We start from the raw sequence: 12,358 nt of genomic DNA on the forward strand, positions 1-12,358 counted from the left end.
ACAGCCGCCCCTCGCGCAGCGCTTGGGTGCAGCGCGGAAACTCTTCGGCGCGGCGGGCGACGGTGACCATGACCTCGGCGTTGCGGGGGGTGACGCCGGTTTTCCAGGCCACCAGCGCTTCCACGGAGCGGGCGCCGGTTATTCCCCACAGCTCGTCGCGGTCGATCTCGGCGATGATGTCGATCAGCCGTCCGTCGATCGCGTTGCGCTGACCGGACAGCTCGGCGAACTCCTCGAACAGCACCTCGAGGCGGTCCTTCGGGCTCGCCCGACCGACCAAAGACACTGCCGCTGAGGACATATCACCATCAAAGCAGAGGGGTCCGACAAGAAGTTTCCAACTCCCGCAGTTTTTCCAAAACTATTTGTATAAACTCGGGTTGGGCTACGTTGCGAGAAGGTGAATCGATGACCCGCACGAGAACCGATGAAGAAGCCGGCGGCCGGCGCGCCGCGGTGCTCGCCACGCTGCGTGCGGCGGACGGGCCGATGCCGATCGTCGACATCGCCGACCGGCTGCGGGTACACCCGAACACCGTGCGGTTCCATCTGGACGCCCTGGTCGCCGACGGCCGGGTCGAGCGCGCCGAGGCCGAACAGCGTCGCACCGGGCGACCGCCCCAGTTGTTCCGCGCGGCCCGGCAGATGGACCGGGGAGGTCCGCGCCATTACCTGTTGCTCGCCGAAATCCTCGTCGCCGGCCTGGCCGGCGATCGGGACGCCGCGACCACGGCTCGCGACGCGGGCAGGGCGTGGGCCGACCGCGCGGTGCGGTCGATGCCGCCACCGTCGACGGATGCTCAACCGGTCGATCGACTGGTCGATCTGCTCGACGGGCTCGGGTTCGCCCCGCAGCGCCGCCGTGCTGACGGTCAGGTACGAATCGGGTTGCGGCACTGTCCTTTTCTCGAAGTGGCGACGGAGAGGTCGTCGGTCGTCTGCCCGGTCCACCTGGGCCTCATGCAGGGAGCGCTCGACGCCTGGGACGCGCCGCTGACCGTCGACCGGCTGGATCCGTTCGTCGAACCCGATCTGTGCCTGGCGCATCTGGCCGCCAAGGAGGTGGCGTGATGAGCCCCGTGACAGCGATCGCGGCAGCGGCGGTCTTCGTCTGGCTCGGCATGGTGCTGGCGATCTCCTTCCTGGAGGCGCCGCTGAAGTTCCGTGCTCCCGGGGTGACGGTGCCCATCGGGCTCGGGATCGGCCAGTTGGTGTTCCGGGCGCTCAACATCGCCGAGGTGGTGCTGGCCGGCATTGTCGTCGTCGCCGTGGCGTTCAGTCGTCCGCCGGTCAGCGTGCTCGTCGCCGTTGCGGTCGTCGTGGTGATGTTGATCGTCCAGCTCCTCGGCGTCCGACCGCGGTTGACCCGTCGCTCTCGTGCGGTGCTGGCCGGTGAGAACGCGCCGCGGTCGCGCGCCCATCACGCCTACGTCGTCCTCGAGGTGGTCAAGGTGATCGCGCTCGTCGCGGCCGGAGTAGCCCTACTCAGCTCGTGAACTCGCACTGCCCAACAAGGAGAAGTGAAAATGACCAAGGGGCAAGACCTTTCCGTCCTCAACCGCAGGCAGTGCCTCGACCTGCTGCAGGATGCCCGGGTGGGCCGGCTCGTGTTCACCGAGGACGGTGCTCCCGCGGTGCACCCCGTCAACTTCCGGCTGTGGCATGACGATGTGGTGTTCCGGGTGGCCGGCGGTGCGAAGCTGGCGGTGGCGGGCAGTGCGGAGCTCGTGGCGTTCGAGGCCGACGAACTCGACCCCGATCACCACACCGGGTGGAGTGTCGTGGTGGTCGGCCACGCCGAGGAGATCACCGATGTCGATGAAATGGTCGAGGTGTCCGGCACATTCGTGCAACCCTGGGTGGACGGCCGCCGAGATCACTTCATTCGGATCCGGTCGGCGAAGATGACCGGTCGGCGGTTCCGCGAGCCCGGTCTACCCCACTATGGGAGCACTCCCGGCTGACGCCCGTTTCACCGTCAAAGCTCTGAAACCGGCTGCAATATCCGGCGATTGATGCTTTGGTGGGACACGTGAGCGCGTTGACGGCGCAGCACACCGAAGCACGCCGAGGACTGAACCTGGGATTGGCCACCTGGGTCTCGGCGATCAATTTCTGGGCCTGGAACATGATCGGCCCGCTGTCGACGACCTACGCCGGCGATCTGTCGTTGAGCAGCACCCAGGCCTCGATGCTCGTCGCGACGCCGATCCTGGTGGGGTCGCTCGGACGGATCGTGGTCGGACCGCTCACCGACCGCTACGGCGGGCGGGCCATGTTCATCGCGGTGACACTGGCCTCGATCGTTCCGGTACTCGCAGTCGGCGCCGCCGGAGCTGCCGGTTCGTACCCCATGCTGCTGGTCTTCGGCTTCTTCCTGGGCATCGCCGGGACCGTCTTCGCCGTCGGCATCCCCTTCGCAGGCCACTGGTATGACGCATCCAAGCGCGGATTCGCCACCGGCGTGTTCGGCATGGGCATGGTGGGCACCGCGATGTCGGCGTTCTTCACCCCGCGGTTCGTGGGCTGGTTCGGCCTGTTCACCACACACGTCATCATCGCGGTGGCGCTGGCCATGACCGCCGCCGCCTGCGTGTTCGTGATGCGCGATTCACCGCATTTCGTACCCAACCACGACGCCGTCGTCCCCAAGCTCAGGGCCGCGGCCAAACTCCGCGTGACCTGGGAGATGTCGTTCCTCTATGCGGTGGTATTCGGCGGATTCGTCGCCTTCAGCAACTATCTGCCCACCTACATCAAGAACATCTACGATTTCTCGGCCGTTGACGCAGGCGCCCGCACCGCCGGATTCGCGCTGGCCGCCGTGTTGGCCCGCCCGGTCGGTGGTGCACTCGCCGACCGCATCGCGCCGAAATACGTCGTCCTGGTGTCGTTCGGCGGCACCGCGGCGCTGGCCGCCGTGGCGGCGCTGCAGCCACCGCCCGACCTGTGGTCGGCGGTCACCTTCATCTCCCTGGCGCTGTTCCTCGGCGTCGGCACCGGCGGCGTGTTCGCCTGGGTCGCGCGGCGCGCGCCCGCGACGTCGGTCGGTGCCGTCACCGGGGTCGTCGCGGCGTTCGGCGGCCTGGGCGGTTACTTCCCGCCGCTGGTGATGGGGGCGACCTACAACGCGGATGAGAACCACTACACGGTGGGCCTGGGGTTGCTGGTCCTCACGGCGCTGCTCGCATTCGGCTACACCGCACTGCGGCTGCACGCACACGAACCGCCACCGAAGGAGACCGCACCGTGAGTCAGACTCCACGCGTCGGCGGCGTTGTCGAGGAACTGCTCGAGCGCAGCGGCCGGTTCTTCACCCCGGGCGAACCGTCCGCCGACGGCAGGACGGTCACGCGCCGTGGCGGCCGGGAGGGCGATGTGTTCTACCGCGACCGGTGGAGCCACGACAAGGTCGTCCGCTCCACCCACGGCGTCAACTGCACCGGATCGTGCTCCTGGAAGGTGTACGTCAAGGACGGCATCATCACCTGGGAGACCCAGGAGACCGACTATCCGTCGGTGGGCCCCGACCGGCCCGAATACGAGCCGCGGGGCTGCCCCCGCGGTGCGGCGTTCTCCTGGTACACCTACTCGCCCACGCGGGTGCGCTACCCCTATGCGCGCGGGTTGCTGGTCGAGATGTACCGGGAGGCCAAAGCGCGACTCGGGGACCCGGTGCTGGCCTGGGCCGACATCCAGGCCGATCCCGAGCGCCGCCGCCGCTACCAGCAGGCCAGAGGTAAGGGCGGGCTGGTGCGGGTCAGCTGGTCGGAGGCATGCGAGATGATCGCCGCCGCCCACGTGCACACCATCAAGACCTACGGCCCCGACCGGGTCGCCGGCTTCTCGCCCATCCCGGCCATGTCGATGGTCAGCCATGCGGCGGGTTCACGGTTCGTCGAGTTGATCGGCGGCGCGATGACCTCGTTCTACGACTGGTACGCCGATCTGCCGGTGGCCTCACCGCAGGTGTTCGGCGATCAGACCGACGTGCCGGAGTCCGGCGACTGGTGGGACGCCTCGTATCTGATGATGTGGGGGTCCAACGTCCCGGTGACCCGCACGCCCGATGCGCACTGGATGACCGAGGTGCGCTACCGCGGGACCAAGGTGGTCAGCGTCAGCCCCGACTACGCCGACAACACCAAATTCGCCGACGAGTGGATGCCGTGTGCAGCGGGCACCGACGGTGCGCTGGCCATGGCGATGGGCCACGTCATCCTGTCGGAGTTCTTCGTCAAGCAGCGGATCCCGTTCTTCGTCGACTATGTGCGCCAGTACACCGACCTGCCGTTCCTGGTGAAACTCGAGCATCGCAACGGCGCCCTCGTGCCCGGAAAGATGCTCACCGCAGCCGATCTCGGCCGGCATGTGGAGAATGCGCCGTTCAAACCGGTGCTGCTCGACGGGCGCACCGGCGACGTCGCGGTCCCGCACGGTTCGCTCGGTTTCCGCTATGGCGATGACGGTGCCGGCAAGTGGAACCTCGACCTCGGCGAGATCACCCCGGCGCTCACGGTGGCGACAGACGGCGGCGAGGTCACGGGGATCGCGCTGCCGCGGTTCGACACGATCGACGGACACGGTGAGACGCTGCAGCGCGGCGTTCCGGTGCGCCGCGTCGGGGATCACCTGGTGTGCACCGTATTCGACCTGATGCTGGCCCAGTACGGCGTAGCTCGGCCGGGGTTGCCGGGAGACTGGCCGAAGGGTTACGACGATTTCGAGCATCCGTACACCCCGGCCTGGCAGGAGGCGATCACCGGGGTTTCGGCGAGCCAGGTCATCCGGATCGCCCGCGAATTCGCCCGCAACGCCGAGGAATCCGGCGGCCGCTCGATGATCATCATGGGCGCCGGGATCTGCCAGTGGTTCCACGGCGACGCCACGTACCGTGCGGTGCTGTCTCTGCTGCTGCTCACCGGATGCATGGGGCGTAACGGTGGCGGCTGGGCGCACTACGTGGGCCAGGAGAAATGCCGGCCGGTGACCGGCTGGGCGACCATGGCGATGGCCACGGACTGGGCGCGCCCGCCCCGGCAGATGCCCGGCACCTCGTACTGGTACGTGCACACCGATCAATGGCGCTACGACGGCTACCGCGCCGACGCGCTGGCCAGTCCGACGGGTCGCGGCCGGTTCACCGGTAAGCACACGATGGACGTGCTGGCCGCGGCGGCCGCGATGGGCTGGATGCCGTTCTATCCACAGTTCGACCGGTCCAGCCTCGACGTCGCCGACGAGGCCCGCGCCGCCGGCCGGGAGATCCCCGACTACGTCGTCGAACAACTGGCCGCGGGCAGCCTGAAACTGGCGATCACCGATCCGGACAATCCGGCGAACTGGCCCCGGGTGCTCAACGTGTGGCGGGCCAATCTGTTGGGCTCGTCCAGCAAGGGCAATGAGTACTTCCTGCGGCACCTGCTGGGCGCGGCGTCGAACCTGCAGGCCGATCTGACACCGGAGGCGTTGCGGCCCAACGGCATCCAATGGGGCGAGGATAAGGACATCCCGGAGGGCAAGCTCGACCTGCTGATGTCGATCGACTTCCGCATGACGTCGACGACGCTGCTCTCCGACGTGGTGTTGCCGGCGGCGACCTGGTACGAGAAGGCCGACCTCAACACCACCGACATGCATCCGTATATCCACGCGTTCACCGCCGCGATCGATCCGCCGTGGGAGACCCGTTCGGATTTCCAGGCGTTCGGGGCGATCGCGCGGGTGTTCTCCGCGCTGGCCAAAACCCATCTGGGCACCAGAACCGATGTGGTGCTGGGTGCCCTGCAGCACGACTCCCCCGGGGCGATGGCCTATCCCGCCGGCACGGAACATGATTGGCGCAGCACCGGCGAGACGCCGATGCCGGGCAAGACGATCGGCCCCATCGCGGTGGTGGAACGCGACTACACCGCGATCGCCGACAAGTGGGGCACCCTGGGGCCGCTGGTGGAAAAGCTGGGGGTCACGACCAAGGGCGTGACCACACATCCCGACGCCGAGGTGCGCGCACTGTCCGCGAAGTTCGGGGTCTTGAACTCCGGCCCGGCGGCGGGGCGCCCCGCGATCACCACGGCCGAGCGGATGGCCGACGTCGTCCTGGCGCTGTCGGGCACCTCCAACGGCCGGCTCGCGCTGGAGGGGTTCCGCCAGCTGGAACGGCGCACCGGCCGGCCACTGGCGCACCTGGCCGAGGGCAGCGAGGAACGCCGCATCACCTACGCCGACACCCAGGCCCGCCCGGTGCCGGTGATCACCAGTCCGGAATGGTCGGGCAGCGAGACCGGAGGGCGGCGGTACGCCCCGTTCACCGTGAACATCGAAGAGCTCAAACCGTTTCACACCCTCACCGGGCGTATGCACTTCTACCTCGACCATGATTGGCTCGAGGAACTCGGCGAACAGCTGCCGATCTACCGGCCGCCGCTGGACATCCACCGCCTGTTCGGCGAACCCGAACTGGGAGATGCGGGCTCCGGGGGAGTGGGGTTGACGGTCCGGTATCTGACGCCGCACTCGAAGTGGTCGATCCACTCGGAGTATCAGGACAACCTGTTCATGCTGTCGCTGTCGCGCGGTGGGCCCACGATGTGGATGAGCCCGCGTGACGCCGCGAAGATCAACGTGCGCGACAACGACTGGGTGGAGGCGGTCAACCGCAACGGGGTCCTGGTGTGCCGGGCGATCGTCAGCCACCGGATGCCCGACGGCGTGGTGTTCGTCTACCACGCCCAGGAGCGGGTGATCGACGTACCGCTGAGCGAGACCACCGGAAAGCGGGGTGGCATCCACAACTCGCTGACCCGGTTGCTGATCAAACCGAGCCACCTGGCCGGCGGGTACGCCCAGATGGCGTTCGCGTTCAACTATCTCGGTCCGACCGGGAACCAGCGCGACGAGGTGACGGTGGTGCGCCGCCGCGCACAGGAGGTGGTCTACCAGTGAAAGTCATGGCCCAGATGGCGATGGTGATGAACCTCGACAAGTGCATCGGGTGCCACACCTGTTCGGTGACGTGCAAACAGGCCTGGACCAACCGCCCGGGCACCGAGTACGTGTGGTTCAACAACGTCGAAACCCGCCCGGGACAGGGATATCCACGCACCTACGAGGACCAGGAGCGCTGGCTCGGCGGCTGGGTCCGCGACAAGCGCGGACGGCTGCGGCTGCGCGGCGGCGGACGGCTGAACAAACTGCTCAACATCTTCTCCAATCCGAAGATGCCCAGCATCGACGACTACTACGAGCCGTGGACCTACGACTACGAGAACCTCACCAACGCGCCGCTGGGTGAGCACATGCCCGTCGCGGCGCCGCGCAGTCTGATCAGCGGTGAGCCGATGAAGGTGGAGTGGTCGGCCAACTGGGACGACAACCTCGGGGGCTCACCGGAGATCGTGCCGGGCGACCCGGTGCTCGCCAAGGTCAGCGAGCAGGTGCGGATGGAACTCGAGCAGACGTTCATGTTCTATCTGCCCCGGATCTGCGAGCACTGCCTGAACCCGTCGTGTGTGGCGTCGTGCCCGTCGGGGGCGATGTACAAGCGCTCCGAGGACGGCATCGTGCTCGTCGACCAGGACCGCTGCCGCGGCTGGCGGATGTGTGTGTCGGGCTGCCCGTACAAGAAGGTGTACTTCAACCACAAAACCGGCAAGGCCGAGAAGTGCACGCTGTGCTATCCGCGGATCGAGGTCGGGTTGCCGACCGTGTGCTCGGAGACGTGTGTGGGCCGGCTGCGTTATCTGGGTTTGGTGCTCTACGACATGGATCGGGTGCTGGCTGCGGCGTCGGTCGAGGACGACAGGGACCTCTACGAGGCACACAAGTCGATCCTGCTCGATCCGCACGATCCCGAGGTGATCGCCGGGGCGCGTGCCGAGGGCATCTCCGACGAGTGGATCGAGGCCGCGCAACGCTCCCCGATCTACGCGCTGATCCACACCTATCAGGTGGCGCTGCCGCTGCATCCGGAGTACCGCACCGTGCCGATGGTCTGGTACATCCCGCCGCTGTCGCCGGTGGTCGACGCGGTCAGCCGCGACGGACACGACGGCGAGGACTTCGGCAACCTGTTCGGCGCGCTGGAGGCGCTGCGTATCCCGATCGAGTATCTCGCCGGACTGTTCACCGCGGGCGACACCGCAGTCGTCGACAAGGTGTTGCGCCGGTTGGCCGCGATGCGCTCCTACATGCGGGACATCAACCTCGGCCGCGAGACCCAGCCGCACATCCCGGAGGCGGTCGGGATGACCGAGGAGCAGATGTACAACATGTACCGCCTGCTGGCGCTGGCCAAGTACGACGAGCGCTACGTCATCCCCACCGCGTACGCCGAGGTCGAGCCGTGGTCGATGGAGGAGCCGGGGTGCTCGTTGTCGTTCGAGGGCGGGCCCGGGATGTACGACTCGGGGCCGTTCGGGGAGGCCAGCGGGCAGCCGGTGCCGGTGGCTGTGGAGACCTTCCACGCATTGCAGCACCGGCAGACCTCCGAGGGGATCGCCGCCAACGAGAGCCGCCCGTCGCGGGTCAACCTGCTGAACTGGGACGGCCGCGGCAGCCCGGAGGGGATCTTCCCGGAGAACGGTGATCGGCGATGAAACTGCTGCGCAGGCGCACCGCGCCCGACCTCGACCAGCGGCTGGCGTGGCAGTGCGCGTCGCTGCTGCTGGCCTATCCCGACGAGGGCCGGCTCGACACCGCCGAACAGCTGTTGGCGCAGCTCGACAGCCCTGCGGCCGAACACCTTTCACGGACCGCGACCGCGCTGCGCGCGGTGGACCCGCTGCGGGCCGCGCAGGACTACGTCGCCACGTTCGATCTGCGCCGCCGCGCCACGATGTACCTGACCTACTGGACCGCCGGCGACACCCGCAACCGTGGTGCGGCGATGCTGTCCTTCGCGCAGGTGTACCGCGACGCGGGGGTGACTCCACCGGTCGACGAGGCGCCCGACCACCTGCCCGTGGTGCTGGAGTTCGCCGCGACCGTCGACCCCGAGTCGGGGTTGCGGCTGCTCGCCGCACACCGGGTGCCGATCGATGTGCTGCACCAGGCGCTTTCGGAACGGTCGTCGCCCTACGCCCATACCATCGCGGCGGTACTCATGACGCTGCCCGCCGCCACCGAAGCCGACGCCCGCCTGGCCCGCACCTTGACCGCTGATGGGCCGCCGGCCGAAGCCGTTGGCCTGCAACCGTTCACGCTGACGGTTCCGCCCCGACGGGCCGAGGGAGGCAGCTGAGATGGCCGGCTGGGAGATCTTCTGGGACGTGGCCCCGTACGTCACGTTGGCGATCGTCGCCGTAGGCATCTGGTGGCGCTACCGCTACGACAAGTTCGGCTGGACCACGCGGTCGTCGCAGCTGTACGAATCGCGGCTGCTGCGGATCGGCAGCCCGATGTTCCACTTCGGCATCCTGGTGGTGATCGTCGGCCACATCATCGGCCTGGTCATTCCGGAATCGTGGACCGACCTCGTGATGAGCGATCACGTCTACCACGTACAGGCTTTGGTGCTCGGGTCGATCGCCGGCGTCACCACCCTGACCGGAATCGCGTTGCTCGTGTACCGGCGCCGCACGACCGGTCCGGTGTTCATGGCCACCACCCGCAACGACAAGGTGATGTACCTGGCGCTGGTGCTGGCGATCGTCGCGGGGTTGGCCTGCACGCTGATCGGCGCGACACCGGTGGGCGCCGAACACGACTACCGGCAGTCCGTGTCGCCGTGGTTCCGGTCGATCTGGATCCTGCAGCCGCGCGGTGACCTGATGGCGCAGGCGCCGCTGTGGTTCCACATCCACGTGATCATCGCGCTGGTGTTGTTCTGCCTGTGGCCGTTCACCCGGCTGGTGCACGTGTTCAGTGCCCCGATCGGGTATCTGTTCCGCCCGTACATCGTCTACCGCAGCCGCGACGTGTCCCCGAAGGGTGAGCTGGTCGGCTCGCATCCGCCCCGCCGAGGCTGGTGATGGTTTGGATCTCCCGAAAGTGGGTACGTCGCCGCGGTGACCGGTGACAGCAGCCTCCGCGCCGCCCTCGACAGGGCGGGCGTGCTCGCCGTCGACGCCGTCGAAGGCGCCGACCACGCCGGTATCACCGTCGCGCGGGCCGACGGATCGATCCGCTGCCTCGCCGCCACGGATGTCCAGGCTTTGGTACTCACCAACATCGCCCGACGCTGCAGGCAGGGCCCGGCCTTCGATCTGCTCGCCGCCGGCCGGTCTCTGCTGATCGCCGATCTCGCTCGGGACTCCCGCTGGCCGGAGTTCGCGGCGGACGCGCTCACGGCCACGCCCGTGCGCGCCCTACTGGCGCAGAAGGTCGTCCACCACGGTGACACGTGCGCGGTGTTGACGCTCTACAGCGACCGGCCCGGCGCGTTCGGCGAGCATGCGATCCACGACAGCTCTCGGTATGTGGCGCAGGTGGCGCAGATCATGGCCGCCGAGCATGCGCCCGCCGGGGGCCGGCTGGCTACGGCCGCGCACTAGGCCGCAACGGGTAACCGCGCGCGGCGGAACCGGCTGGCGATCAACCGCACCAGACCCGGATGGGTGCCGAGCGGATCGGTGACGACGTCCGCACCCGAGGCGCGCAGGCGGTCCTGGAACAGCCCCTCCGACAGCAGATATGAGGCGACCACCACGCGGCGGCCGCTGCGCACGCGGACCGCGGCCACGGCGTCGGCGATGCGCGGCGTCCCGGTGGCGGCGAACGCCAACTCGACCCGCCCGCCCGTCAGGGCCGACAGCCACGTCGCGGTGGTGTGCAGATCACGTAGCGCGCCCCGGTCGGAGGTGCCCGCCGCGGCCAGAATCACCGAATCATCAGGGCGCCAACCGGATTCGATGAGCCGGTCGCTGAGCACCCGCACCAGCTGGGGGTCGGGTCCCAGCGCGGCGGCCACCGTCACATCGGGATGGCCGCTGGCCTCGATGTGCTCCGGGATGTCGGTACGGACGTGGTACCCGCGGGACAGGAACGCCGGGACCAGCACCGCGGGCCCGTCGCAGGTCCGTTGTAGCACGTCGGCCGGACTGGGGCCGACCACGTCGACGAACGCGACGTCGACCGGTTGGTCGAGGGTGCCGGCGACCCGGTCGGCGATTCGCTCGATCAGCGCCACGCCACTGGCCTTGCGGGTGCCGTGAGCGACGAGGATGCGCCTCACGGCGCCCCCGACCCGTCGGCCGGGTCATGCGCCAGATCCTGGTCGATGGCCAGCCGGTATCCGCGTTTGACGACGGTGGCCACGATGCGTTTGTCGCCCAGCGCGGTGCGCAACCGCAGCACCGCGGTCTCCACGGCGTGGGTGTCGGTGCCGCCGCCGGGCAGCGCGCGGAGCAGATCGGTGCGGGACACCACCGCGCCCGGATGGTGGGCGAGCGCACGGATCGTGGCCATCGCCGCCGGCGAGAGGGATTTGACCTCGCCGTCGACCAGCACGCAGGTACCGCGGATCTCCAGCAGGTGTCCGGCGACCCGGATGGTGCGGGCCTGCAGCAGCGGCAGTTCGTCGGTGATGTGCCGCGCCAGGGCGCCCAACCGCATCCGTTCGGGGGCCGACGTGGGTACCCCGAGGCGCACCAGCGGACGCGCTGTCACCGGCCCGACGCACATCGCGTGGACGTTGGTGCGCAGCGCCCTCAGCACCTGCTCGGCGACACCGAGTTCGCCGGCCCGCATCAGCACCGAGGCCACCGCGGGGGCCGAGGTGAAGCTGACGGCGTCGAACTTCTCCTCGGCGATACCGTGGACCAGCTGATCGAACTCGCCGTCCCGCGGGGCCGGGCGCCAGCGGTAGACCCGGATGGGGACGACGTCGGCACCCGCGGCGCGCAACTCGTCGAGGAACTCCGGGAACGGATCCCACTCGTCGGTCGCGCCGTGCAGCTGGACGGCGATGCGCCGGCCGCGGATGCCGCCCTTGAGCAGATAGGCCAGCACCTCGCGGGAGGACTCCGAATCCGGTGACCACTCCTCGGGCAGGCCCGCTGCCCGCAGCGCGCCGGTTGCCTTCGGTCCGCGCGAGACGATGCGGGCCTTCTCCAGTGCGCGGGTCAGTTCTGCGGCCACCCCCCACCCGTCGGCGGCGGCGATCCAGCCGCGGAAGCCGATTCCGGTGGTGGCGACCACGATGTCGGGCGGGACGTCGGTCAGCGCCTGGGTGTTGGCGCGCAGTTCCTCGTCATCGGGCAGCGGCACCATCGTGATGGCGGCCGCGCACGTCACCGCCGCCCCGCGGCGGCGCAGCAGTGCGGCCAGCTCCTCGGCGCGGCGGGCGGAGGTCACCGCCACGCGGAAGCCGGTGAGCGGCGCCCAGTCAGGCTCACTCATGGTCGGCTCACTCATGAAC

12 protein-coding genes are annotated in these 12,358 nt (G+C 68.8%); 9 read left to right on the forward strand and 3 right to left on the reverse strand.

From position 1 onward, the window contains the following. Window positions 1-301 (reverse strand): DUF222 domain-containing protein (locus A5757_RS00220; RefSeq protein ID WP_156618063.1); only part of this gene is annotated, 301 nt, incomplete at its 3' end. A 107-nt stretch (window positions 302-408) separates the two neighbouring features. On the opposite strand from A5757_RS00220, the gene A5757_RS00225 reads away from it, so the two are divergent. The 9 genes from A5757_RS00225 to A5757_RS00265 all read left to right on the forward strand — a co-directional run bounded on the left by A5757_RS00225 (window position 409) and on the right by A5757_RS00265 (window position 10,493). Further along, entirely contained in the window at window positions 409-1,071 is a 663-nt protein-coding gene (locus A5757_RS00225; RefSeq protein WP_066827909.1) for a metalloregulator ArsR/SmtB family transcription factor, read from the forward strand. Next, on the forward strand, window positions 1,071-1,496 hold the full coding sequence (locus tag A5757_RS00230; protein ID WP_066827911.1) for a hypothetical protein: 426 nt from the start codon (window positions 1,071-1,073) through the stop codon (window positions 1,494-1,496). The genes A5757_RS00225 and A5757_RS00230 overlap by 1 nt, the downstream gene beginning before the upstream one ends. A 30-nt stretch (window positions 1,497-1,526) precedes the next feature. Beyond that, entirely contained in the window at window positions 1,527-1,964 is a 438-nt protein-coding gene (locus A5757_RS00235; protein ID WP_066827913.1) for a pyridoxamine 5'-phosphate oxidase family protein, read from the forward strand. Between the two features lie 110 nt (window positions 1,965-2,074). After that, the gene (locus A5757_RS00240) at window positions 2,075-3,253 is read left to right on the forward strand and encodes a nitrate/nitrite transporter (RefSeq protein ID WP_369815898.1); all 1,179 of its coding nucleotides are present in this window, start codon (window positions 2,075-2,077) and stop codon (window positions 3,251-3,253) included. Then, window positions 3,250-6,945: a nitrate reductase subunit alpha gene (locus tag A5757_RS00245; protein WP_066827917.1), complete on the forward strand. Its 3,696-nt coding sequence runs from the start codon at window positions 3,250-3,252 to the stop codon at window positions 6,943-6,945. The genes A5757_RS00240 and A5757_RS00245 overlap by 4 nt, the downstream gene beginning before the upstream one ends. Next, window positions 6,942-8,597: a nitrate reductase subunit beta gene (gene narH / locus A5757_RS00250; protein WP_066827919.1), complete on the forward strand. Its 1,656-nt coding sequence runs from the start codon at window positions 6,942-6,944 to the stop codon at window positions 8,595-8,597. The genes A5757_RS00245 and narH overlap by 4 nt, the downstream gene beginning before the upstream one ends. After that, window positions 8,594-9,241: a nitrate reductase molybdenum cofactor assembly chaperone gene (narJ, locus tag A5757_RS00255; RefSeq protein ID WP_066827921.1), complete on the forward strand. Its 648-nt coding sequence runs from the start codon at window positions 8,594-8,596 to the stop codon at window positions 9,239-9,241. Before narH ends, narJ begins: the two co-directional genes overlap by 4 nt. 1 nt (window position 9,242) lies before the next feature. Then, the gene (gene narI / locus A5757_RS00260) at window positions 9,243-9,971 is read left to right on the forward strand and encodes a respiratory nitrate reductase subunit gamma (RefSeq protein WP_066827923.1); all 729 of its coding nucleotides are present in this window, start codon (window positions 9,243-9,245) and stop codon (window positions 9,969-9,971) included. Window positions 9,972-10,007: 36 nt separating this feature from the next. Then, window positions 10,008-10,493: a GAF domain-containing protein gene (locus A5757_RS00265; protein ID WP_066827925.1), complete on the forward strand. Its 486-nt coding sequence runs from the start codon at window positions 10,008-10,010 to the stop codon at window positions 10,491-10,493. Here the strand turns inward: A5757_RS00265 and A5757_RS00270 are convergent. Further along, entirely contained in the window at window positions 10,490-11,173 is a 684-nt protein-coding gene (locus A5757_RS00270) for a sirohydrochlorin chelatase (RefSeq protein WP_066827929.1), read from the reverse strand. The two genes, A5757_RS00265 and A5757_RS00270, sit on opposite strands and share 4 nt — an antisense overlap. Beyond that, window positions 11,170-12,339, reverse strand: coding sequence for a uroporphyrinogen-III synthase (locus A5757_RS00275; protein ID WP_066828023.1), 1,170 nt, complete (start codon window positions 12,337-12,339; stop codon window positions 11,170-11,172). Before A5757_RS00275 ends, A5757_RS00270 begins: the two co-directional genes overlap by 4 nt. Window positions 12,340-12,358: the final 19 nt, after the last annotated feature.

This window comes from Mycobacterium sp. 852013-51886_SCH5428379 (assembly GCF_001665575.1).
Lineage (GTDB): Bacteria > Actinomycetota > Actinomycetes > Mycobacteriales > Mycobacteriaceae > Mycobacterium.